At 57.0% G+C, this 23315-nt stretch carries 21 protein-coding genes; 1 reads left to right on the forward strand and 20 read right to left on the reverse strand.

Going from position 1 to position 23315, the window contains the following annotated elements:
- Positions 1–239 precede the first annotated feature (239 nt).
- The 20 genes from ADS46_RS07005 to ltnD form a co-directional block, all read right to left on the reverse strand.
- Positions 240–1751 (reverse strand): amidase, encoded by a 1512-nt coding sequence (locus ADS46_RS07005; RefSeq protein ID WP_066318072.1) that lies wholly within the window; start codon positions 1749–1751, stop codon positions 240–242.
- A 58-nt stretch (positions 1752–1809) separates the two neighbouring features.
- The gene (locus ADS46_RS07010; protein WP_066318075.1) at positions 1810–3507 is read right to left on the reverse strand and encodes a nitrilase-related carbon-nitrogen hydrolase; all 1698 of its coding nucleotides are present in this window, start codon (positions 3505–3507) and stop codon (positions 1810–1812) included.
- A gap of 17 nt (positions 3508–3524) precedes the next feature.
- Positions 3525–4523, reverse strand: coding sequence for an acetamidase/formamidase family protein (locus ADS46_RS07015; protein ID WP_066318077.1), 999 nt, complete (start codon positions 4521–4523; stop codon positions 3525–3527).
- Positions 4524–4652: 129 nt separating this feature from the next.
- Positions 4653–5372, reverse strand: a complete 720-nt coding sequence (gene urtE / locus ADS46_RS07020; RefSeq protein ID WP_066318078.1) for an urea ABC transporter ATP-binding subunit UrtE — start codon at positions 5370–5372, stop codon at positions 4653–4655.
- On the reverse strand, positions 5359–6081 hold the full coding sequence (locus ADS46_RS07025; protein ID WP_066318079.1) for an ABC transporter ATP-binding protein: 723 nt from the start codon (positions 6079–6081) through the stop codon (positions 5359–5361). Before ADS46_RS07025 ends, urtE begins: the two co-directional genes overlap by 14 nt.
- A complete protein-coding gene (locus ADS46_RS07030) occupies positions 6078–7181 on the reverse strand; it encodes an ABC transporter permease subunit (RefSeq protein ID WP_199825200.1) in 1104 nt (367 codons plus the stop codon). Before ADS46_RS07030 ends, ADS46_RS07025 begins: the two co-directional genes overlap by 4 nt.
- Positions 7182–8054 (reverse strand): ABC transporter permease subunit, encoded by an 873-nt coding sequence (locus ADS46_RS07035; RefSeq protein WP_066318081.1) that lies wholly within the window; start codon positions 8052–8054, stop codon positions 7182–7184.
- A 104-nt stretch (positions 8055–8158) separates the two neighbouring features.
- Positions 8159–9394, reverse strand: a complete 1236-nt coding sequence (locus tag ADS46_RS07040; protein ID WP_066318083.1) for an urea ABC transporter substrate-binding protein — start codon at positions 9392–9394, stop codon at positions 8159–8161.
- A gap of 150 nt (positions 9395–9544) precedes the next feature.
- Positions 9545–10195 (reverse strand): ANTAR domain-containing response regulator, encoded by a 651-nt coding sequence (locus ADS46_RS07045; RefSeq protein WP_199825201.1) that lies wholly within the window; start codon positions 10193–10195, stop codon positions 9545–9547.
- Positions 10192–11370: a transporter substrate-binding domain-containing protein gene (locus ADS46_RS07050; RefSeq protein WP_066318087.1), complete on the reverse strand. Its 1179-nt coding sequence runs from the start codon at positions 11368–11370 to the stop codon at positions 10192–10194. Before ADS46_RS07050 ends, ADS46_RS07045 begins: the two co-directional genes overlap by 4 nt.
- Before the next feature lie 520 nt (positions 11371–11890).
- Positions 11891–12766 carry an NAD(P)-dependent oxidoreductase gene (locus ADS46_RS07055; RefSeq protein ID WP_066318089.1) on the reverse strand — a complete coding sequence of 292 codons (876 nt, stop codon included), beginning with the start codon at positions 12764–12766 and terminating at the stop codon, positions 11891–11893.
- Positions 12767–12796: 30 nt separating this feature from the next.
- Complete coding sequence (locus ADS46_RS07060; protein ID WP_066318092.1) at positions 12797–14257, reverse strand: aldehyde dehydrogenase family protein; 1461 nt, start codon at positions 14255–14257, stop codon at positions 12797–12799.
- A gap of 49 nt (positions 14258–14306) precedes the next feature.
- A complete protein-coding gene (locus ADS46_RS07065; protein ID WP_066318095.1) occupies positions 14307–15584 on the reverse strand; it encodes a TRAP transporter large permease in 1278 nt (425 codons plus the stop codon).
- Complete coding sequence (locus ADS46_RS07070) at positions 15581–16144, reverse strand: TRAP transporter small permease (RefSeq protein ID WP_066318097.1); 564 nt, start codon at positions 16142–16144, stop codon at positions 15581–15583. Before ADS46_RS07070 ends, ADS46_RS07065 begins: the two co-directional genes overlap by 4 nt.
- Before the next feature lie 59 nt (positions 16145–16203).
- The gene (locus ADS46_RS07075) at positions 16204–17202 is read right to left on the reverse strand and encodes a TRAP transporter substrate-binding protein (protein ID WP_066318100.1); all 999 of its coding nucleotides are present in this window, start codon (positions 17200–17202) and stop codon (positions 16204–16206) included.
- Positions 17203–17307: 105 nt separating this feature from the next.
- The gene (denD, locus tag ADS46_RS07080) at positions 17308–18270 is read right to left on the reverse strand and encodes a D-erythronate dehydrogenase (RefSeq protein ID WP_066318105.1); all 963 of its coding nucleotides are present in this window, start codon (positions 18268–18270) and stop codon (positions 17308–17310) included.
- A 50-nt stretch (positions 18271–18320) separates the two neighbouring features.
- Entirely contained in the window at positions 18321–19118 is a 798-nt protein-coding gene (gene otnI, locus ADS46_RS07085) for a 2-oxo-tetronate isomerase (RefSeq protein ID WP_066318107.1), read from the reverse strand.
- Between the two features lie 45 nt (positions 19119–19163).
- Positions 19164–19811 (reverse strand): 3-oxo-tetronate 4-phosphate decarboxylase, encoded by a 648-nt coding sequence (otnC, locus tag ADS46_RS07090; RefSeq protein WP_066318110.1) that lies wholly within the window; start codon positions 19809–19811, stop codon positions 19164–19166.
- Positions 19808–21103 (reverse strand): 3-oxo-tetronate kinase, encoded by a 1296-nt coding sequence (gene otnK, locus ADS46_RS07095; protein ID WP_066318113.1) that lies wholly within the window; start codon positions 21101–21103, stop codon positions 19808–19810. The genes otnC and otnK overlap by 4 nt, the downstream gene beginning before the upstream one ends.
- A 3-nt stretch (positions 21104–21106) precedes the next feature.
- Positions 21107–22039, reverse strand: coding sequence for an L-threonate dehydrogenase (gene ltnD / locus ADS46_RS07100; protein WP_234346780.1), 933 nt, complete (start codon positions 22037–22039; stop codon positions 21107–21109).
- Positions 22040–22204: 165 nt separating this feature from the next.
- On the opposite strand from ltnD, the gene ADS46_RS07105 reads away from it, so the two are divergent.
- Positions 22205–23239, forward strand: coding sequence for a LacI family DNA-binding transcriptional regulator (locus ADS46_RS07105; protein WP_066318189.1), 1035 nt, complete (start codon positions 22205–22207; stop codon positions 23237–23239).
- Positions 23240–23315 lie beyond the last annotated feature (76 nt).

The raw sequence follows: 23315 nt of genomic DNA on the forward strand, positions 1-23315 counted from the left end.
CCACTGCCCGCAGGCAAGTTCAAAGCCGCTTAGTGTAACGGAAACAGCCCCAAAGGCCGATAGATGTCGAGTACAGGTTTTCGTCAGAGTGCAATTCATTGCGCGATCGGCAGTGATCCTGCCGCCGAAAATCATCGCTTGTAGCCACCCCATCGCCCGACATGTCTGGCTCCTGTAGAGGTTCTACGAACGAAGGTTCAAGGCCATATTATTACGCCACCAACACTGGACGTACACCGCTATCCGATAGCGACCTGATAAGCATGGGCGACTTTCAGCACGGTCGCTTCATCCCAGCGTCTGCCCACAAGCTGCATGCCCACCGGCAAGCCGTCTGAAAACCCGACAGGCACGCTCATTGCAGGGTGCCCGCTAACGTCAAACGGGGCCGTGTTGTGCAGGTTGCCAAGCGCACCGGCGAGTATGCTGGTGAGGTGCTTGTCTTTCGGCCTACTGACCGCTTTCATGGCGGTGGTGGGCATGATCAGCAGGTCATATTCCTGCAGGGCCTTGTCATAATCGCGAGCTAGCCGCCGACCGATATTCTGTGCCTTACCGTAATAATGGCGGTTATACTGCTCGGACATGTAGTGCCCCGCGAGTACCGTCATTTTCACGGTATCGCTGAAATCATGGCCGCGGGCGCGGCGAGCCCGTCCGTAAAAGTCCATGAGTTGGGTGCTGTAATGCCCGCGCCAGTTGGTGCCGTAACCATCGCCTCTGACCATTAGTTCGGTCGCACCCTCGAAGGCGATCGCACTCCATAGCGCCAGACCGTCGCTGTGCATGGGCACCGACACCTCCGAGGCACACGCGCCTACTTTTTCCAGCACGCTGACAGCTTCTTTAACGGCGGCGTCCACGTCGGGTTCACTGACACCGGCAATGCCAAACCCTTCGCGCAAGACACCAATGCGCAACCCCGTCAGTTCGTCGCTCAGCGATTCGGTGTATTTCGCCGTACGTACATCGTACTGGCGCGGATCCAGCCCATCCGAGCCAGCCAGCACTTCCAGCATGCGGGCGCAATCTTCCGCGGTGCGCGCCATGGGGCCCACATGATCGATTGTCAGCTCAATCGGAAAGATCCCCGTGTAAGGTACCAGGCCGTGGGTACCCTTGATGCCGTAACAGCCGCTCCACGAGGCGGGTAACCGAATGGAGCCGCCCTGGTCGCCCCCTAGCGCCATATCCACTTCACCGTTGGTCACCACCACGGCGCTGCCGTTGGAGGAGGCCCCGGCCAGCCGGTCATGATCGTGCGGGTTGACCGGCTGAGGCTCGGGATAACCGGTACAGCCGCCACCGTCAAAACAGAACGCAGGTACGGCCGTCTTGCCGATGATATGCGCGCCAGCGTCGAGTAGCCGGGTGACCACGGTGGCGTCTTCCCTGGGCACAAAACCTTCCATGATCGACGAGCCATTCATCATGGGAATGCCTGCCAGCGCGATATTATCCTTTAGCGCCACCGTTCGACCCGCGAGCGGCCCCTCTTCGGCGCCTGGCACCGAACATTTCCAAGCCCAGCCATTGAGCGGATTGTCGTCACCGACGGGGCGATAGCCCATTTCTGCCCGAGGGTAGTTGACCGGCAGTGATTCATCCGCCAGTTCATCAAGGCGATCATAAATGGCCATTGATCCAGCAACGGCGGTCTGGAACTCGCTCAATTCATCAAAGGAAAGGTCAAAACCGTAATAATCGGAAATGGCCGCCAGGGTATCAATGCCGGGTCGCTTCACACTCATGGTCAACTACTCCTGTACGCAGATGCTTGCCTGAAAAGGGATCCAGTTAGGGAGTGCGCTATCTCTCCAGTAATTCAAGATAGTGGTGTGGCAGGCGCATCACCATCAGGTCCTTGCGGCGCACAGCGCTGTTTGGGTAAGCCGAGTCCAGGTTGCTCGTGTCGATAGCAAGCTGAACGCAGCCGGTTGCACTGGTCAATAGCGCTTCCTGGCGAGGAAAATGAAACGTATCCGGGCCGAATATACCGCTTAACCCGGGTAATCCCGCCTCGGGGCTATGCACGTTGGCGAAGGCGAAATAGCAGTTGTTCTCGCCACCGCGTACCCGATAATGGTGCCAATGGTGATCGTCCGGGCCGGTGGGAATGGGTGCCTGCTGGCGAATGCCAGTACCGGGATGGGCACTGTGGAATGGCCCTGACAAGGCCGCAGGGCAAGCGATGACATCGCATCCCCGCAGCGCCAGGATGCGCCCCGCCTCGGGGAAATCGGCATCGTGGCCAATCAGCATTCCCACGCGGCCCAGGGGCAAATCGCAGCTTACCCATCGTTCGCCTGGGGTCGCCCATTCGCGATCAGCATCATTCAAGTGAATCTTGCGATACACCGCCATAACGCCCTGGGCACCCACCACCGCGGCCGCATTGTAGAGGTTGCCATCCGACGCCTCCGCAAAACCAACCACATAATACTGCTGACGCTCCTCCGCAAGACGACGCAGCGAGTCGAAGACAGGGTGATCCAATGAGATAGGATTGATCGCGTCCGCGTTCAATCCCGTCAGGGCTAGCTCGGGCAACACCACAAGCTCGGCATGCCCAGCCTGGGCGATCAGTGAAATACATTGGGAAAGGTTATCGTCGAGGTGATTCGAGGGCGCAAATTGCGCAACGGCGATGGTGCTTGCTTTGCCCTTGGGTAAAGGCTGATGGCCATAAAGCCTAAAAAAGTCCAGCGGGTTCCAGGCGTAAGTTTGGTGGAGCAGTTCATGATAAAGGTCGGGCCGACGCTCAGCGGCCAACGGCCCGGTAACGTGGTCAGTATCAATCTCGCCCAGCACGATCCCATCACCGTCATCGCGGCTCGTCTGGACATGTCCATCCGGCTCAATCACGCAGCTACCCCCACTGAACTGAACTCCACGTTCAAGCCCCCAGCGGTTACTCTCGATCAGGTAGCAACCATTTTCCCTGGCACGACTGATCCAGTACGGTGCCGGTGCTCGCTCGGCGAGCCAATTGCTCAAGTGGCAGATGACATCGGCGCCCCGCAACGCCACCAACCGAGCGGTTTCGAGAAAATGAATATCCATGCAGATGAGCAGCGCAATGCGGCCAAGCGACGTCTCGAACACCTGATGGCCCGTATCGCCTGATGCCGCCCATTTAGGCTCGGCAATGTAGGGATGACTTTTACGGTGCTTGCCCAGATAGCCCTCAGGACCAACTAAGACAGCGGTGTTGTAGTATAGCCCATTGGCAGGTTCCACTTCTGGCAGGCCAATCACAATATAACAGTCATGCTTCGCCGCCAGAGCGGCGAAGCATTCGGTTGAAGGCCCTGGCACCGATTCTGCATAAGGGGCCACTTCTTCCCTGTCATACCAGCAGTAACCGGTAAGGCCCATTTCCGGCGTGATGATCAGCCGCGCTCCCGACGCAGCCGCCTCTTCCACCAACCGCTTCAGCGCATCGATATTGCGCTCTTTGGCAAACATTTCAGGCTCAAACTGCACCGTGGCGGCAAGGTATTTCATTGTTACCTCCCCGCTCGCTAGCGTGCTTGTCCAACGATGGACTTAAGGATGGAAGCACCTAACGTATACTTCGGATCCACCATATTGCCCAACCGCACACGCCCTGCCTGGGTAAGCAGCATGTAAGCCTCGATCTCATCGAAATCGAACTCTGCTGCCAGCCAGCGAACCAGCTCTCGGTAGGCGATCCGCGAGGCATCTTCCATCGGCCGCGCCGAACCAATGGTCATATAAAACTGCTCGTTTTCCAGACGCGGCCACTTGAACGTCCAATCTTTAATCAAGTCGACCTGTACGGTGGTCACGGTAGGATGTTCGATGGCCACACCGCACAACTCACCATCGCCCTGGGCTGCATGACAGTCCCCCAGATACAGGTAGGCACCTTTGGTATGCACCGGCAGATAGATCACCGCACCCGGCGCCACATCGGGCAAGTCCATATTGCCGCCGTAATAATCGGGAACCAGCGAGCTAATCGACTCGATCTCAGGCGACACCCCAATGGTGCCAATAAACGGCTGATACGGCAGGGTAATCTTGTCGGTCCACTTCACACCTGTTTCAGCATCAACCTCTACTTTTTTCACCCGTTCCGGCAACGGTGCGTTGAGTAGCGCGGTGTCACCGGTCGCCACCAAACCACCAAATTCGGTAATCAGCGCCGTTGTGCCACAGGGCTGCGGGCCACGGGGTTTCATGTCGCGGATATACACCGCCAGGCAGTCACCCTTCTCCGCCCCCTCTACGTATATCGGCCCGTTCTGCGGATTGAGGTAAGGCAGATTAAGCAACTCGCTTGGCTTGTCGCTTTCCGAGCGCAACTTGCCTTCGAAGGCATCATGGGTTTCCGCACTGACGATATCCCCCGGCTGAATATGCAGCACAGGCTTGGGGTTGGGCCCAAGCGTATAGTGATACTGTCCTTGAACCACCTCTGTCAGTTGGTGGGTAGTACCCGGCTTACCGCTGGCGACGGCGCGACGCGCCATGATGGAATGATCAAACCAGTTCATTATTCTACTCCTGTTTTAGGTGCTTTTTAGCTGCTTTCAGTCATCGCTCCAGCGGCTAGGGGCCGGAGCTTGCGTCATGGTGAAATGAACCTACGCTTTGCATGCCCACCTTGGGGGCACGCCCTGCCCTCACACCGCCAGAATGCGACGCATGGCGTCACGGTCACTGAGCTGCTCCTTCGCAAGCTCGTGGGTGATTTGCCCCTTGTCCATGACGTAGCAGCGCTGTGCCATGGTCATGATCATGTCCAGGTTCTGCTCGACGAGGAGAATCGTCACACCCAGCTCACGGTTGAGCTTGAGGATGTTGCGCGAAATGTCCTTGACGATATTCGGCTGGATACCTTCCGAGGGTTCATCGAGCAGCATCAGCTTCGGCTTGCCCACCATGGCCCGGCCGATCGCCAACTGTTGCTGCTGTCCACCACTGAAGGTGCCTGCCCGCTGATTCGCCCGCTCGCGCAAGATGGGAAAGAACTCGTAGACCCGCTCGTAGTCGACGCCCTCGCCTGGCTGCTGGAGCATCTCGCCGACCTTGAGATTTTCCCAGACGGTCATGCGCGAGAAGACCTCGCGCCCCTGCGGGATATAGCCAATGCCCAAGCGCGCACGTTCATGCGACTCGAGCGCACTGATATCCGTACCGTCGAAGCGGATAGCGCCCTTGCGATGCTTGATAAGACCAATCAGCGTCTTCATCAGGGTCGTCTTGCCAACACCATTCCGGCCGATGACGGCCGCCACCTCGCCGCGGCCCACGCTCAAGCTGACCTCTTGCAGAACGGCAGTGGTACCGTAGCCAGACGTGACGCCCTCTACGCTCAAAAGCTCTGTATTATTCGTCGTCATCGGCTGTCCCCAGGTAAATGCGTGCGACCTCTTCGTTGGCCTCGATCTCGTTGATCGTGCCTTCCGCAAAGATCTCACCGAAGTTCAGTACGGTGACCTTATGGGCAATCTGGCGGACGAACTCCATATCGTGCTCGACCGCCAGAATGGACATCCCCTGGCGATTGAGCGCCTGGATCATCTCGCCCGTGCGCGCCGTTTCTTCCGGCGTCATGCCCGCCGTTGGCTCGTCGAGCAGCAGCAAGCGCGGCTCCGTGCTCACCGCCATGCCGATCTCAAGCCACTGCTGCTCGCCGTGGGAGAGCTCCCCGGCAAGCGCTTCGGCCTTGTCGGTCAGCCTGACAAAGGCAAGTGCTTTGTCGATCGCCGCTGTCATTGAATCGCCATGCAAATGGTTCTGAACCGCGATCTGCATGTTTTGCCAAACGGACAGCTCAGCGAAGATACCCGGCACCTGAAACTTGACGGCGATCCCCTGTTTCACGCGCTCAAAGGAACGCAGCTTGGTGATTTCCTTATCCGAGAAGTAGATTTTCCCGGCGCTGGGTTGGTGCTCACCAAGCACAAGCTTGAAAAACGTGCTCTTCCCCGCACCATTCGGGCCAATCAAACAGCGGATTTCACCGGTCTCCATCGAGAAGTTCACATCCTGGGCAACTTTCACGCCGTCGAAATGCTTATATAAGTTCTCGGTTCGCAATAGGGTCACGACGTGCCCTCCTTACCCTTGCGGAGACGGCCAAATAGCCTGACCAGCCCCGGGATCAACCCTTCCGGCAAATAGACCACGATGACGACCAATAGCAGTCCCATGATGACGAAGGCGTAGTAGCTGCCGTAGATCGTCAGATTCTGGAAGATGCCCAGCACCACCAGGGTGCCCACCAGCGTCGCGGTAAGGTCTTTACGCCCACCCACTGCCACCCAGATAATGGGCAAGGCAGCAGCCGCCAAATCCATGTTGGAGGGGCTGATGTACTGCCCCCAGGCGGTATAGAGCACGCCGGATAGCCCCGCTAGCCCGCTGCCAATCACAAAGGCGATCAACTGATAGCGGCGCGTGTCATAACCAAGCATTTCAGCACGATGCGGATTCTCACGAATCGCCACCAGCACATTGCCGAATCGCGAATTGACCAGCACCCGCAAGCCCAGGTAGCAAAGCACCAGCAGGGCCAGAAGCAGGTAATAAAGCGGCACGCCCGAATACAGCGCGATATCGCCCCCCGCCCAGGGAATGGTCAACGGCGGCATACCGGTCATGCCATTGTCGCCCCCCAGCCGCGCATCGCCGATCGCCCACTGCGAGCCAGCGGTCTGTGCCATAAAGGTGGCAAACACCAGCGTGGTCGACAGCGTGACAATACCCAGGAATACGCCGCTGATTCGCCCGTAGAAAAGAATGTAACCAAGTAGCGCCGCCCCCAGGCACGACACCCCAACCCCAAGCAGCAAGCCGACAAGGGTCATACCGTAAGCCGCGCCAAAGTTGATCGTGATGGCACCATAGGTATAACCGGCAAGCCCGAAGAAAGCCGTCTGGCCAAAGCTGAGCGATCCCGTGTAGCCCCAGATCAATGACAGCCCAAGCGCCATGAACACCCAGCAAAAAAAGTAGGCCGTGTTACCGACGCTCCAGGCATCCGCAAAAGCGGGATAAACGATGGCGGCCCCAATGGCCAAGGCAAAGCCGACCCAAAACAGCGGGCCACGACCCAGTGTTTGCGGACCGTTAACGAGTCGCATCCAGTTGGGCACTCGAGACGACGAAGGTGTCGTCACCGATCCTTCTCGCTGCAACATACCCATTTATGTACGCCCCTTGAGGAACCAGCCAGACAGGCCTTGTGGGAGAATGCGGATAACCACCATGACGGTTATTAACAGCCCTACCTGGCCTATTAGCTGCCCTTGCCAACCGGTCAGAAAGGCCTTGATAACCGCGAGTGTGGCCGCCGCTGGTGCGGTACCCAGAAACACATCCGCGCCACCGACAACCACCGTCACAAAGCTCTCGACCAGGAAATTGGCACCCAGTGTCGGCACGATGGAAATCGTCGGTGCATAAAGCGCACCGGCCAACCCGGCCAGGGCCGCCCCGAGGCCAAAGGTGAGTGAGTACATACGTCCGGTGTCGATACCCGCCGCCTTCGCCATGTGCGGTGCTTGAATGGTGGCGCGCGAGTGGATGCCGAACGTCGTATGGTGAAACAGCACATACAGGCCAACGAGAAGAAGCACGGCGACCCCAAGCAGCACCATTCGATAGGTAGAGTATGTGTAGTCGCCCACCGAAAAGCTGCCAAGCGGCGTACTGATGCCCGACATGCTTGAGCCAAGCAGGATCAGCGTGCCCTGGGTAAGAATCAGGCTGATCCCCCAGGTAGCCACAATAGAGTCCAGCGGCCGGTGATAGAGGCGATGGATGATCGTGCGCTCTAGCACAATGCCAAGTACCCCGGCGGCCAGACTGCCACACAGCATCGCGATGGGCAGTGGCACCCCCAGGCGTGCCGTTACCACCGTGACGTAGGCGCCGCACATGATGAATTCACCATGAGCCAGGTTGATGATGCCCATCATCCCGAAGATCACCGCAAGCCCCATGGCGGATAGCACCAGAAAAGCAAACGCATCCCCAAACTGATAGAACGCTGTGAACGCTAAATGTAGGTATTCCATATCCAGCTCCTGGGCAGGAAACGCCCGCGAGGTTTCCCGCTTAATGCAAACTCACAAGCCAGGCAGGGTGACGTTCACCACCCTGCCGGGACGATGCGTGATATTTACTCGTTGGGAGGGCTAGAGGGGGTGTACTGGGCACTCGGGTCGTTCTGGGTCAGGTCGCAACCATTGTCACCCAGCCAGTACGGCTCTATATTTTCCCAGGTTTCAGGGAAGGAGATCTCGTGGTTCTCATCCACTTTCGCCAGGAAGATATTGTGAAACATATGCTGGCTTTGCGGATCGAGACACACCGTGCCAGAGGGGCCATCAAAGCAGACATCTCCCTCGGCGATGACGGCGCGAAGGTCTTCCTTGTCGGTCGAGCCATCGGCACGCTCAACCATCTGCTTGTAAAGGTACATGGCGATATACGAGTTGGCAGCTTCCTGATTCACATAGGGCGTATCAGGGAAGCGCTCATAGAACTTCTCAACGAACGCATTCGCCTCAGGGGTATCCACTTCTTCGATGAAGTTCGTTGTCACGAACATGTTTGCAAGGCTTGGTGGCGCAAACCGCTTATGTTCGTAGCCCTGCCCAACATTCACCGATGAAGCCATGGGGATCCCAAGGTCTGCAGACCCAGCTTGCTCGTAGTAGGACGCCTGGTTGGAACCGACCAGCAGGGTGACGACGAAGTCCGGGGCCTCAGCCTGGATGTTTTGGATGGTCTGCGAGAACTGGGAAACGTCCAGAGGGATGAACTCCTCGCCCACGACTTCACCGCCTTCCTCTTCTACGATCTGACGCACCCACTCTGCCGAAATCTGGCCAAAGTTATAGTCCGCGGCAATCGTATAGACGTTCGGGCCATACTCTTCCATCATCCAGGGAATCAGTGTCGAGAACTGCTGTTCGGGAACCGCGCCGGTCACGATCATGTTGGCGTCGCACACACCGCCTTCATACTGGTTGTTATAGAATGCCAAGCCGTCGAACTGGTTAACGATCGGGCGATACGCTTCACGCGATGACGACGCAAAACCCGCAAAGACAGTATCCACCTGATCACGCTGCAGGACCCGCCGCATCAGCTCCTGGTAACGACGATCATCCGACTGCGTATCGTAAACAACCAGCTCTACCTCACGACCCGCAATACCGCCCGCCTCGTTGATTTCCTCGGCCGCCAACTCAATGGCACTCACCTTGGCCTGCGTCACCGCGGCAAAGTTGCCCGACTGGTCCTCAAGCACACCAATCTGGATGGGATCATCCGCTGACGCCTGGGTCACGAAAGTGCCCGCCAACAACGTCGTCAAGGTGGCCGTTTTCTGGATTGTTGAGTATTTCATTTGTATACCCCTGATGTAGTTTTACTTTTTCCTTCCTCGCCGTCCTGCAGCAAAACAGCTCCCTAATCGCCTCTGCCTAAAATGAGAAGCGACCTTTTGCTCTTGAAGCCTGACCGATATATTCCGCTTCGACCGATCTAAATCAGTTCGCTATAAATAACCGTTCAATCGGGTCTCCCGAAGGCGATGGACCGAGTCGATCTCCTCTTTGAGGGCCGCCACCGCGATCTCACCCGAGACAATCATTGCCGCCAAATCCTCAAGGGATAGCCGTCGGTTCATGCTCGCCGACCGCAACAGGGCAAAGGCGTCATTGACCGAAATTCCGATATCCTCGATGAGCTTGATCGCCGCCGTGCAGACGACCTGACGGGCACGAACCTGCTGTTCCAGACGATGGAGTTTTTGCTCCGTCTCGCAGGACTCGTTATAGGTTTGGTAAGCGATGATGAGACTGGCCAGAATACCGGCCTTGCGTAACGGCTTGGTCAGATAGCCGCATACGCGACGCTCGATGAACCAATTGACCGAACTCGGCGCATCCGAACCGATCAGGGCAACCGCCGGCCCCTGGACACTGTCGATCATGCGCGTGATGCTGCCGAATTGGCGGCCCAGGTCATCGTCGAAGAACACCAGGTCAAACGGCTTGTCGGCCTTCGCTTCACCCTGACTTTCCTGAACCACCGGGGTGACGCCCAGCTCCACAAGGAACTGAGTCAGCACCGCTCGATCCTTTTCAGCGGCACACACAATTAAGGCCCGATGCCCCCTGAAGTTGCGTCGTGTGGTAACCGTCATCGCACGATCCTCAAACCAATGTTGTTCTGGGCAATGGGCGTTTCCGGCTGTGCTGGACCTGATCCACATGCTTCCGCCCAGACGAGATAAGGATCCGGACGAACAGGTGCGCTTGCTTCTGAAATCACCTCAAACGTCGCGTCTTCGCGGGATATCCCCAGCCGAACCGTCAAGTAACTGTGATTACTTTCAGGATCGACATGCACCCTTCCCTGAGGGGCCTGGAACGATGCTCCATGCAAGGCTTTTTTCACCCGGTCGATATCCACGGAATCAGCGCCAGCCAAAGCAAGGGCGAGTAGATGCACGGTGTTGTAGGAAGCCTCTGCGTCGGCACTCGGCAGGGCATCATGGCCGTAACGTTGGCGATAACTGGCGACGAACTGCTCGTTAACCGGCGTGTCGATCGTCGAGAAGTAAACACTCGATGCGAGATGCCCAGCACACGCCTGCGGACCAATCTGGGCAAGCTCCGGCTCGCAGAGCGTACAGCTGCCCACCACGGTCTTTTGTAGCGCTGCGTTTTCACCCCGCGCCTTGGCAAACGCGCGGTAGAACGCATAGCTGGACTCACCGATCAGCATGTTCATGATGAAGGCTGGACGTTTTTCGTGAACCTCTTCGATGATACGAGCCACATCCAGATCGCCGACCTGCAGGTAGCGCTCGGCAATCATGTGTCCGCCATGCGCCTTGGTCAGCTCTCTGATGATCCGGCCATTTTCCCAGGCCCACACGTAGTTGGAGCCCACAAAATAGACATCGCGGGTGATATGGGTGAGCACATGGTCCATCAGCGGGAGAACATGCTGGTTCTGAACGGCGCCGGTATAGATAACGTTATTATTGGTCTCAAAACCTTCGTAGTGAGACGGATACCACAGCAAGCCATCGTATTTTTCGAAAATCGGGATGACCTCTTTGCGACTGGAAGACGTATAGCAACCAATCACATGCTTCACGCCCTCATGGCGTAGCAAACTCCTCACGTGGGTGCTGTAGGCCGTGTTATCACCGGCTGGCTCGCACTCGATAGGTTCAAGTTCAAAGGGGAATCGTTTGCCCCGGTTGACCTCTTCCAGCGCCAGCATCGCCCCATCACGCATTGAGCGGCCAACGGTGGCGTAAGGGCCCTGGGTGGAAAAGAGTATGCCAACCGGAATACGACTGTTCATTGAACGACCTTCCTGTTTGCGGACATAAAAAAAGGGCTCACAACGCAACCTGACGGTAACGATGGGAGCCCTATTGCTCTGTGCCCTTTCGGCGTATGCCGACGCACAATATGTCTATTACAGAATTTAGATTGTGACCCTTTATCGACTTTGTCAACCCGCTGACAGTATTTTTTAAAGTCGAAGATCACTCCCTAAAATTCTTACTACTCACTACTCAGCTAAAGCAAGCAATAAGCGTGCCAACTGATCAACGCCTGTCATAGCGGCTTTTCCACAAACCTCACGAACGAACGGTGCGCTTTTTTGACTCAAAAGTAAGTCTCTACGCCCCGAACAGGTGCAATCAGTTCTGTAAGTGCCCAACTCATTGCGCGATCAGCAATGATCCTGCCACCGAAGCCCATCGCCTGTAGAAAACCTGATCGCCCTACATAGTCGGGCTTCTACAAGGGCTGGGAGGAACCACAAAAGCATATGCCGGTGGATGCGGAACTTTCCGCTTACTCGGCACCGACCGCTAAGTTCGCTTCTCCAGAACGCCTATCACCTCCGGCACGGCCGCTGTTGTGTCGTCGATAGACGTATAAAGGGCATGAACAGCTTCGGCGACGCCACGCTCCACCCCCAATTCGTTGGTCATGGTGTGATAGTAACCCAGGTCTTTAGTGGCATTGGCAACGGTGAATTTGAAACCAGAGGGGTCATGGTTAACGATATAAGGACGCAAACGTTCTAGTACAACGCCCCCTCCGCCACCCGCTCCCAGCACTTCTAATAGCGCGGCATCGCTGATACCCGCCTTGCGAGAAGCAGCAGTGGCCTCGGCCAGCACGGCCGAAAAGCCCAACGACACAAAGTTATGCAGTAGCTTTAGCGTATGTCCGGCGCCGACGTCCCCAGCATGGGCAATGTTTTCGGCAAACCCTTGCAGTAGTGGCAGGGTTTCATCGAATAACGCCGTCGGGGCACCGACAATCAGATTAAGCCGCCCCTCTTCCGCTTCTTTAGGGGTGCGCGTCATCGCCGCATCCATAAACCGGCCACCTGCCGCCACCACCCTGGCTGCCACTGTTTCTGTCGAACTGGGTAGTGCGGTAGAACAGTCGACGACGACACTACCGGGCTTTAAGCCTTCCAGAACGCCGTTGGGTTCAAAGAGCACTGCTTCTACTTGCGGCGATCCAGTGACGCATAAAATCACCACCTCTGCATTCTGTGCCACTTCCCGGCCCGAACTCAGTGGGCTGGCGCCGGCTGCCATGAGATCATCCACAGGCTGATTGCCTGGATGTTCAAGAAAGCTGACCTTATGGCCTGCACGCAGCAGGCTATTGGCAATACCATGGCCCATCAGGCCCACACCGACAATGCCTACCTGTCGAGATGTTGTCATTGTTATCGCTCCACTTATATTGCTGACATCCTAGTTGTGCTTGATCGCGACGGTCTTGATCCGTGTATAGCTGCGCAAGCCTTCAAAACCCTTTTCCCGGCCATGACCAGAGCGGCCAACGCCACCAAATGGTAGCTCTATACCACCGGCAGCCCCGTAGTTATTGACGAATACCTGGCCGCTGCGAATACCTTTGGCCAAGCGTAGCTGGCGACCACCATCGCGCGTCCATATACCAGCGCAAAGGCCAAAATCCGTGGCGTTGGCCAATTCGAGAGCTTCTGCTTCATCTTCAAACACCTGCACCACCAGCACCGGGCCAAACAGCTCCTCTTTGAGCACTTCATGCCCTTTGGGAATGTCCGTAAGCAGTTGAGGAACGGCGAAATGACCGCCAGTGGGTGCATTGGGTGCTAGCTGCCCCTTTGCCGCCACGCGAATACCATCCGCTTCGGCAGCAGCCAGACGCGCGTCCAGCTTGGCTTTCTGACGCGCATTGATCAGCGGGCCACAGTCTGCGTCCGCCTCACCTGCATCGCAGCGCAGGGCAGCGAAGCGCTCACAAAGTTTCGCGACGACGCTATCGGCGATCTCGCGCTGAACCAAGAGGCGACTGCCCGCTGAACAGGTCTGCCCAGCATTTTGAATAATCCCTTTTATGACGGCTGGAAGCGCCGCATCGAGATCCGCATCCGCGAATACCAGTTGAGGTGATTTGCCACCCAACTCCAATGTCACAGGAACGTGATGCTGCGCGGCCGCTTGGGCGACGTAAGTGCCCGTTTCAGGCGAGCCCGTAAAAGAGAGATGATCAATATCAGGGTGTGAAGCCAACGCCGCACCTGCCTCAGAGCCAAGCCCTGGCACCACATTAAGCGCACCGGCGGGCAAGCCATGATTCACGGCCAGTTCCGCCAAGCATAAAACACTCAAACAGGCGTCTTCCGCCGGTTTGAGCACCACCGTGTTGCCAGCCGCCAACGCCGCTGCCACACAGCGCCCAAAAATCTGTGACGGGTAGTTCCAGGGAATAATCTGCGCACATACACCGTAAGGTTCGCGCAGCGTCATCACGGCGAAATCGGTTTCAAAAGGAATGGTTTCACCATGGAGCTTGTCGGCCGCACCACCGTAAAAGCGAAAATAGCGGGCACAGGCCGCTATATCGCCCTTGGCCTGGGTCATGGGCTTGCCGGTGTCGGCACACTCAAGCCGCGCCAGCTGTTCCTGATGTGCTTCGATAGTATCGGCAAAACGAAGTAACCATTCACTGCGCTTGCGGGCAGACCAACTGGCCCATTCACCCGACTGGCCGGAAAAAGCTTGTTTCGCTGCCTTTACAGCGGCATCTATATGGTCGGATTGGCAGCGCGCAATACGTGCCAAGGGTTCGCCCGTGGCAGGTGCTTCTACCTCCAGCGTGGTGGCAGAACTCACCCAATCACCACCAATGAGGGCCTGTTGGGGCGGTAAATCCGTCGTCTTCAACATGAAATACTCCTGTTATTGTCCTTGTTCGATGCGCTTCAAAGCCGCTCACCTAACCATATAGAAAATCCACCAACCCCAGTGAAATCCACGGCATATAGGTAATCGCCATCAAGCACGCTAAGATCACCAGTACAAAACGAACCAACCAGGGCAGCATCTGATCGATCGATATCTTGGCCACCGCACAAGCCGCAAAGAGGTTCACGCCCAACGGCGGTGTAATCATCCCAAGGGCCAGGTTAACCACCATCACAAGACCGAAATGAACCGGATGAATACCGAACTGCATCGCGATCGGGGTCAAGATGGGCGCAAGCACCAGAATGGCGGCGGACGTTTCAATAAACATACCGACGACTAACAGCAACCCATTGACCACCAACAGGAACATCATGGGGTCACTGATCGTATTGGTGACCAGGGTGGCGATTTGCGCAGGGAGTCCCGTGCGGCTGAGAAGAAAACTAAATAGTGAGGCCGCCGCAATAATCAGCATAACGGCGGCGGTAGAAATCACGCTTTGGCGAAAAATCGGCCACACATCGTCTATTTTCAATTCACGGTAGTAAAAACCACCGACGATGAGGGCAAAGAATACGGCCACGGCCGATGCTTCGGTAGGGGTGAAAATACCACCGTAAATCCCCCCGATAACGACCACCGGCATGAGCATTGCCACCCACGCACGCTTGACCGAGACCATAAAGCCGGTGCTGTCTTTATAATCTTCTTTACCAAAGCCCCGCACCTTACAGAACAGATAAAGAAAGATGATCAGCGCGCTGCCAATCAATATGCCCGGCCCCACGCCCGCAATAAACAATTGCCCAATAGACGTATCGGTACTCACACCATACAAAATCAACGGAATGGATGGCGGAATAAGCACACCCAGCTCTGCTGAAGTCGCCTGAATGGAAGCCGCCAACGGTCTGGGATAGCCATGTTTCACCATGGCGGGAATCAAGATGGCACCGATCGCAAAGGTCGTGGCCACGCTTGATCCTGAGACCGCTGCAAACATCATGCATGTCAGCACACAGGACATCGCCAGTCCGCCCTGGACGCGACCCACAATGGACTTGGCCAAATCCACCAGGCGTTGGGATATCCCCCCAGCCGCCATCAGGTTACCGGCGAGAATAAAGAAGGGGATGGCCATTAATGGAAATTTATCAATGCCGATAAACATCTGCTGCGGGACCAGCAGCAATGGCAGACGCGTGAAGAACTCAATGCCGATAATCGATGCCAGAAGGATGGAAATGGCAATCGGCACACCGACCGTAAACAGGATAATCAAGGACAGACCAATCACCATGTTCATGGCTGCGACCCTCCTTTGGGCAAGTCACCCTCTTGAGGCAGTTCTGCCTCCGGTAGCGTCTCGCTATTTTCTGGCCCCACCTGCTCTCGACCACTTAACTGCGCTAACAACCTTGCAACGGCGGCAACGATCGCAAAACTTGACCCCATGGGGATCGCCGCATACGCCCATGACATCGATATATTCATGCCAGACATGGTCTGGCTGCTTACCCGCATGGTCATCTGAATCCCGTAATGAATCAGCACGCCAAGCACCAATAGGCAACACACCACAATGACGATTTCCAACAGCTTCATAAAACGCGTTGGGACGAGTTTATAAATGACCTCCACCGCCATCATGTAACCACCACGGAAGGTAGCCGCCGCGGCCATGAACACACACCAGATCATCGCCGTGCGTGAGGCGACTTCAGACCAGGTAGAAGGCGCATTAAACACAAAGCGAGTGAGGACTTGATAAAAACTTAGCGTCACTGAGATGGCTAGCATCACCACTGCAATGAGCAGGGCTAAGCGCGTTAAATGGCTTTCCAGACGAAGAAATACCGCTAGCATAGATGGTCACCGTGCAGAAACGGCCCCCAGATGCCTGGAGGCCGAAGTGGAGGAAGTCCTCAGCAGTTGCTGGCTTTTTCCTGAACGCGCTCAAGCATTTCGTTGCCGTACTCCGAGGTAAATATCTCGTAAGCGGGCTCCACCGCTTCCTGGAAAGGCGCAACATCAATATCCGTTTTGACCGTCATGCCTTTCTCTTCGAGCAGTTCTACGCCTTCACGCTCCAAGCGCGAAACTTCTGCACGGGTTGCTTCAGCCGAGGCTTGCGCTGCCTGCTCGAACCAGCCTCGCTCCTCCTCGCTTAAACCATCCATGAAAATGGGCGAACCAAGCACGACCGCCGGTGAATAGACGTGCCCGGTCAGGGAAAGGTAGTCCTGCACTTCCCAGAAGTTGGTGGCGACAATCACAGTGATCGGGTTTTCCTGACCATCCACGGTCCCTTGTTGTAGCGCCGTGAAAAGTTCAGGGAATGCCATGGGTGTCGGCCGTGCGCCCATTTGACGAAACGCTTCCTGGTGCACCGAATTTTCCATTGTGCGAACGCGCAAACCTTCTGCGTCCTCTGGCGTTGCGATCTCACGCTGGCTGTTGGTCATATGGCGGAAGCCATTTTCCGACCACGCCAGGCCCACTAGATTGTGATCACTCATTTTGGCGAGGAGCTCATCACCAAGATCACTGTCCAGTACGCAGCGCGCTTCTTCGTAGTCTTCAAATAGGAATGGCAAGTCGAGCACGTAGGTTTCCGGCACGAAGTTACCCAACGGACCCGTTGACGTGATCACAAAGTCGACCGTGCCGATCTGCAAGCCTTCGATCATTTCCCGCTCACCGCCCAGGGATCCGGACGGATGTTCGTTAACGGTATAGGCCCCGTCGGATAGCTCCTCCAGCGTCTCCTTGAAGGCGTCTGCACCTACCGAGTAATGCGACGAGGAAGACAGGGTGTGACCCAGATTGACTTCCGTTGCTGCATGAGCCTGAAGGGCAACGCCAGTGGTGGCAATGGCAGCGATAGCGGCCACGAGTGAGTGACGAGCAAAGTTTTTAGTCATCTTGATTCCCTCTTTTGTTGTTGTGAGGGTGGGTTTTTTGGGCAAATCGCCAGATGTGCGAATTTGGCCCAGGCAATTACCTACGGCGGTTAGCCGCGTAGGAACTCAAGCGCGTTCTGTCACGAACGCATCAATAATCTGTTTGAAGTTTTCATCGCCCACAAAGCCAAGCTGTGTGGCTTTTGCCGTGTTAAAGCGTGCAGGCCAGCTCGCGACAATGGATTCGATGCGCGGGTCAGGCTCATGGCGTACTAATGAAAAGGCTTTCTCTCCCGCTGCGTCACGCAGCGCCTCCAGCATCTCGGCCACCGTGATGGTGATGCCCGGCAACATGAACGCCCGAAAAGCGCCTAGCGCCTCACCCGGCACCTCTGCACCGTGGACAAGCGCATCGACGACCTTACCCGGCGACATCACGAACATGGGCAGTTCCACCGGCACAGGGCAGATCGCTTCTTCGCCATTCAGCGGTTCGCGTAAAATACTGGAAGCAAAGCTGGACGCAGCCGCATTCGGCCGCCCGGGTCGAATGACAATCGTGGGCAAACGCAGCACAAGACCGTCGACCAATCCTCGGCGGCTGTAATCGTTGACCAGCAGCTCCGACATGGCTTTCTGAGCGCCGTAAGAGTTTTGCGGGTGAAGCGCCGTCATATCATCCAGCACCTCGGGCAAGTCCCCGCCGTAGGCCGCCACCGAACTGGCCATGACCAAGCGGGTATCACTCAGCTCCCGCTTGCGACAGGCTTCCAACAGCGCACGGGTCGCATCGAAATTGACCCTTAGCCCCAGGTCAAAATCCGCTTCGGCCGCCGAACTCACAACGGCTGCCAGGTGGTAGATAACATCCGGGCGTTGCTCAAAAACGCGATCCAGTGCGCCCGGCTCGGTAATATCCAGCGCCATGGGCGTCACCGCGATATTGCCGGCTTCGGGCTGCGGCGCTTCCACCTGGTCAATCAGCGTTAACCGTGTGATGGGCTGCTGGCGAAGCTCACCACGCGCGAGCAGTTGATGTACCAAACGCTGGCCGAGAAAACCGGCGGCACCGGTGATGGCGATATGCATCTTTATGCTCCTGATAGACGGCGATTGTTGTTCATGTACGTTAAACCCGCTCAGTGACCCGTCAGTCCCCACGGTTCGCCCCAGCCCAAACCCGCGTGCGTTTCGGCACCTGGTCGATATTCGCAGCCAATCCAGCCGCGATAGCCCAATGCACTCAAGCGGTCAAAAATAGCGGGATAATGGACTTCACCCACATTCGGCTCGTGGCGCTCGGGCACGCCCGCAACTTGAATATGGCCGATGGCACTGAACTGGCGTTCAAGGTGGCGGATCAAGTCGCCATCCATGATCTGGCAGTGATAAAGATCAAACTGGAGCTTTAAATTTTCCGCGCCTACCTCTTTTATAACGGCCATGGCCTGGGCCTGGCGGGATAGAAAGAAGCCTGGCATATCGCGCGTATTGATCGGTTCGATGAGCACCTCTCGCCCCACTTTGGCCGCTTCCCCCGCTGCAAAGCGAAGGTTGCGAACGTAGGTGGCATGATGCTCAGCCTGGGTGGCGTCATCAGCGCCCGCCGGAAGCAAACCGGCCATGGCATGGACGCGTGGGCAGTTGAGGGCTTCCGCGTAACGTAAAGCCTCAACCACCGAGTAACGAAACTCCGACTCGCGGCCGGGCAGACTGGCCAGCCCACGCTCTCCGGCCTCCCAATCACCTGGCGGCAGATTGAATAGCACCTGCTCCAGTTGGCATTCTTGCAATGCTTGGCGCAACGTTTCAGGAGAAAACGCGTAAGGAAACAAGTACTCCACGCCTTTGAAGCCCGCATTCGCGGCGGCGGCGAAGCGATCCAGAAATCCGTACTCGTTGAACAGCATGCTGAGGTTGGCAGCCAGTCGAATCATGGTGGAACTCTTGTTATTTAGTGTTTATTACCAGCAAGATCGTTATTAATCTCGCGGAAACTTGGCTTCAAGCTCAGCCACCTGCTCCGGCGTTAGCCCCCGGGGGTTCTGGCCGCGTAACAGCAGGTAGAGCTTGGCCGTCTCTTCCAGTTCTTCGGTGGCATACACAGCAGCATCAAGGTTTTTCCCCGCCACCACCGGTCCGTGGTTGGCCAGAAGCACCGCGCTGTGCTTACCCGCCAGGCCACGAACCGCGTCGCCGAGCTTTGGGTCCCCGGGCATGTGGTAGGGGACGAGTGGCAGCTTGCCGACCCGCATCACGTAATAAGCCGTAAGCGGTGGAATACAGTCGCACTGATCTATTTCCGGCAGGCACGAAACGGCGACCGAGTGGGTGGAGTGCAGATGCACAATCGCGCCTGACTGAGGCCGCTCGGCATACATCGCCATGTGGAGAAACTGTTCTTTGGTGGGCTTATCGCCACCCAGCAACTGGCCTTTCTCATCCAGGTGGGAAATGCGCGCTGGATCCAGTCGACCCAAGCAGGCGTTCGTGGGTGTCATCAGCCAGCCGCCATCATCCAGGCGGACGCTGATGTTGCCGCTGGACCCCATCGTCAGGCCGCGATCAAACAACGACTTGCCCAGGATGCTGATCTGCTCCCGCAGGCTGTTCTGGTCGTGAATGCTCATGCCAGCACCTCGAACGCTCTTGTGAAGAAATCGACGCCGCCAAAGTTGCCTGACTTCAGCGCCATGGAAAGCGGTGCTTCCCGCCCGGATAGCAGGGCCTGGGTCCAGGGCACGCCGGGGTCGATCTGCTCACCAATATGCAAGGCCGTAATCCCCAACGCCGACACCACGGCACCTGATGTTTCGCCCCCGGCCACCAGCAACCGGCCAACCCCCTCCTTGACCAGCGTGACCGCCAATTGGCTGAGCGCCTCTTCTACCAGGGCGCCAGCACGCGCAACGCCTAGCGCTTGCTGCGCTGCATTCACCTTTTCAGGCACCGCCGAGGCGTAGATCAGTATGGGGGCCTCCTGAGACAACCGCTGCCGAGCAAAGGCCAACGCCTTTTCCTGCTGCCCTCCTTCAGCCAACGCCAACGGATCAAGCGCAAAGCCACCATCGGGATGTTTGGCCAGAAAATCCTCCACCTGGGCGAGCGTGGCACGGGAACAGCTGCCGGAAAGCACCAGCGCACTTCCCGTGGCGGGGGATAAACGCCCTGGCTCAGTGATCTTGTCTAGCCAACCTTGGGCCCGGTACTGGGCAGGCAGCGCCTGCCCCAGACCAGAGCCGCCAGTGACCAAGGGCATCAGAACAGTCGCTTCAGCGAGTACGTCCAGATCCTTTTCGTCCAGGGAATCGCAAATGACGTGACGCACATCGTTTTCTGAGAGCGCGGATAAATGCTTACGCGTTGCGTCAGCGCCCTGGGCGAGCAACGCATGGTTGGCCAACCCCACTTTGTGCGGTGTTTGCCGGGAGAGCACCCGCACCAGGTCCGCATCCTGCATGGGGTTCAAAGGATGGTCCTGCATGCCGCTGTCGTTGAGCAAACGGTCGCCCACAAACAGATGGCCTTGATAAACCGTACGGCCATTAACCGGGAAGGCGGGCACCATCACTGTTTGAGAAGCCCCTAAAGCGTCTAGCAACGCATCAGCGACCGGGCCGATATTGCCCTGGTCGGTGGAATCAAACGTGGAGCAGTACTTGAAGAACACCTGACGGGCACCCTGCCGACGGAGCCAGTCCAGCGCTGCGAGGGAATCGGCCACGGCCTCATCCACCGGACAGGAGCGGGACTTCAGCGCCACCACCACCGCATCGATATGCGTCAGGTCAATGTCCTCCTGCGGCACACCGATGACCTGCAGGCAGCGCATGCCGCCACGCACCAGGTTATTGGCAAGGTCGGTAGCCCCAGTGAAGTCATCGGCAATGGCGCCCAATACGATGCTAGATCCCATCCCCATGGTTCAGGCTCCCTGGTGGTCGTTGGCGGCTTCGGGCAACTCGATACCTGATAGGCGCTGATAAACTTTAATCACCGACGAATCATCTTCGCGACCGAAACCGGCACCGCTGGCGGCGGTAAACTGCTGCAGCGCACTGGCGGCTACCGGCGTTGATAGCGATAGCTCGCGCCCGGTTTGGTGGACGATATTGAGGTCTTTAACGAAGATATCCACGGCCGAAAGCGGCGTGTAGTCGCCACTCAGAATATGCGGCACCCGGTTTTCGAACATCCAGGAATTGCCTGCCGAGTGGGTAATCACCTCGTAAATAACGTCGGGGTCGAGCCCCATGCGAATCCCCAGCGCCATGGCTTCAGCGGCGGTGGCAATATGCACGCCTGCCAAGAGTTGATTGACCAGCTTCATGCTGGAACCCACCCCAGGGGCATCGCCAAGGCGGTACACCTTGGCAGCCATGGCGTCGAGCACTGGTTGGCCGTAGGTAAAAGCGTCCTCAGCCCCGGACGCCATCACCGATAGTTCGCCGCTTTTGGCTTTAGCCGCACCACCGCTGATCGGCGCATCGAGGAGCATCACCCCCGCGGCCGACAAACGTTCACCCAGCTGTTTTGCCTGGCTGGGCGCCACCGTCGCACACTGGATGATCAGGCTACCCGGCGCCAGATGGCTTACCACCCCCTGTTCACCGAACAGCACTTGTTCAGCCTGGGCCCCGTTAACAACAACCACCAACACGACATGGCAGTGAGCAAGTTCAGCAGGGGTTGCCACGCTTTTTCCCCCGGCTGCCGCAAAGGCATCACGCGCCTCGGCAGAAATATCACACCCGGTTACGTTAAAGCCCTGCTGATGCAGGGTGGAAGCGGTTCCCATCCCCATGGCACCCAGGCCAATAACGCCTACTTGAAGTGATTGTTGATTGTCTTGACTCACTGGCTGCCACCTCAATTTTGTTGCGTTGGTTGCCATCAACACGGCGCTAATTTTTAGATTGTCCGTTATTTCAAGGCTTATGACAGCGCTGTCATGATAGCGCTATCATTCTTTTTAGATTATTATTTTTACATTGACAAGCTAAACATCAGGCCCATACAACCAATGTCTAAAGATCCCTCACATACCGCTAAAAATCGACGCCACTCCGACCAGATCACGCTCACCCAAGTCGCCAAATCGGCAGGCGTATCGCCGATTACGGCATCGAGAGCACTCAACAACCCGGCCAAGGTTAGCGACACAACCCGACGCAACGTTTTAGCGGCCGTGGAACGCTTGGGCTACGTGCCTAACCTGGTTGCCGGGAGCCTGGCCTCTTCTCGTTCAAAGCTGATTGCCGTCATCGTGCCGTCATTGATCAATAGCGTGTTTGTTGAAGTCATCAAGGGGTTGCAGGAAACGCTGGAAGCCGAGGGCTATCAGATACTGCTGGGTAATACCGACTACGATCTGGATCGCGAGTATCAGTTAGTGCGCACCTTCCTGGGCTGGTCCTGCTCTGCACTGGTCACCGCCGGACTTCGCCATAACAAGGCCTGCCATAAACTGCTGGCAAACTGGGATCACCCCATCATGGAAGTCATGGAACTGGGCAAAGGCATGGATCTGAACGTTGGTCTCGATCACGTCGCCGCAGGCCGCTGTATGGCCAGCCACCTGGTGGATAAAGGCTACCGGGATATTGTTTATGTGGGTGCACGACTCGCGCAGGATTACCGGGCCAGCATGCGTTACGAAGGGCATAAGGCGGTGTTGCAAGCCCATGGCATTGACGCGCCAATCGTTGAACTCGACACCCTGGGCAGCCTAAAGGCAGGCTCCGAGAGCCTGGATCTAGTGTTTGCGCAACATCCCAAGACTAAAGCCATTCATTTCGCCAACGACGACCTGGCGGCCGGCGCGTTGCTTGCTGCCCAACGTCGGGGGCTGAATGTCCCCAATGACATCGCTATCGCGGGATTCAATGGCCTGCCGCTTGGACAGCATGTCACTCCCCAACTGACCACGATCCTGTCCCCCCGGGAAGAAATGGGCCGTTTAGCCGCCAAAGAGCTGATCCGTCGGCTAAGCGGTAAAAATGTCTATCGCCGTCAGCATGATGTCGGTTTCAAGCTTCAACTGGGTGAAAGTACGTAGCACAGCTATTAACTCCCACACTCGCCCACGGAAAAATATGACAACACCGGAAAGTTCTCCACGACGCATTATGGTA

This window comes from Halomonas sp. G11 (assembly GCF_001663515.1).
Taxonomy (GTDB): domain Bacteria; phylum Pseudomonadota; class Gammaproteobacteria; order Pseudomonadales; family Halomonadaceae; genus Vreelandella.

Bases quoted from the DNA above. Each gene is read 5' to 3' on its own strand.
- denD (WP_066318105.1), bottom strand. From the start codon at position 18,270: ATGCATATCGCCATCACCGGTGCCGCCGGTTTTCTCGGCCAGCGTTTG.
- ADS46_RS07040 (WP_066318083.1), bottom strand. From the start codon at position 9,394: ATGAAATACTCAACAATCCAGAAAACGGCCACCTTGACGACGTTGTTG.
- ADS46_RS07075 (WP_066318100.1), bottom strand. From the start codon at position 17,202: ATGACTAAAAACTTTGCTCGTCACTCACTCGTGGCCGCTATCGCTGCC.
- ADS46_RS07065 (WP_066318095.1), bottom strand. From the start codon at position 15,584: ATGAACATGGTGATTGGTCTGTCCTTGATTATCCTGTTTACGGTCGGT.
- ADS46_RS07010 (WP_066318075.1), bottom strand. From the start codon at position 3,507: ATGAAATACCTTGCCGCCACGGTGCAGTTTGAGCCTGAAATGTTTGCC.
- ADS46_RS07070 (WP_066318097.1), bottom strand. From the start codon at position 16,144: ATGCTAGCGGTATTTCTTCGTCTGGAAAGCCATTTAACGCGCTTAGCC.
- ADS46_RS07055 (WP_066318089.1), bottom strand. From the start codon at position 12,766: ATGACAACATCTCGACAGGTAGGCATTGTCGGTGTGGGCCTGATGGGC.
- ADS46_RS07105 (WP_066318189.1), top strand. From the start codon at position 22,205: ATGTCTAAAGATCCCTCACATACCGCTAAAAATCGACGCCACTCCGAC.
- ADS46_RS07035 (WP_066318081.1), bottom strand. From the start codon at position 8,054: ATGGAATACCTACATTTAGCGTTCACAGCGTTCTATCAGTTTGGGGAT.
- ADS46_RS07030 (WP_199825200.1), bottom strand. From the start codon at position 7,181: ATGGGTATGTTGCAGCGAGAAGGATCGGTGACGACACCTTCGTCGTCT.
- ADS46_RS07050 (WP_066318087.1), bottom strand. From the start codon at position 11,370: ATGAACAGTCGTATTCCGGTTGGCATACTCTTTTCCACCCAGGGCCCT.
- otnI (WP_066318107.1), bottom strand. From the start codon at position 19,118: ATGATTCGACTGGCTGCCAACCTCAGCATGCTGTTCAACGAGTACGGA.
- otnK (WP_066318113.1), bottom strand. From the start codon at position 21,103: ATGGGGATGGGATCTAGCATCGTATTGGGCGCCATTGCCGATGACTTC.
- ADS46_RS07015 (WP_066318077.1), bottom strand. From the start codon at position 4,523: ATGAACTGGTTTGATCATTCCATCATGGCGCGTCGCGCCGTCGCCAGC.
- otnC (WP_066318110.1), bottom strand. From the start codon at position 19,811: ATGAGCATTCACGACCAGAACAGCCTGCGGGAGCAGATCAGCATCCTG.
- ADS46_RS07005 (WP_066318072.1), bottom strand. From the start codon at position 1,751: ATGAGTGTGAAGCGACCCGGCATTGATACCCTGGCGGCCATTTCCGAT.
- urtE (WP_066318078.1), bottom strand. From the start codon at position 5,372: ATGACGACGAATAATACAGAGCTTTTGAGCGTAGAGGGCGTCACGTCT.
- ADS46_RS07060 (WP_066318092.1), bottom strand. From the start codon at position 14,257: ATGTTGAAGACGACGGATTTACCGCCCCAACAGGCCCTCATTGGTGGT.
- ADS46_RS07045 (WP_199825201.1), bottom strand. From the start codon at position 10,195: ATGACGGTTACCACACGACGCAACTTCAGGGGGCATCGGGCCTTAATT.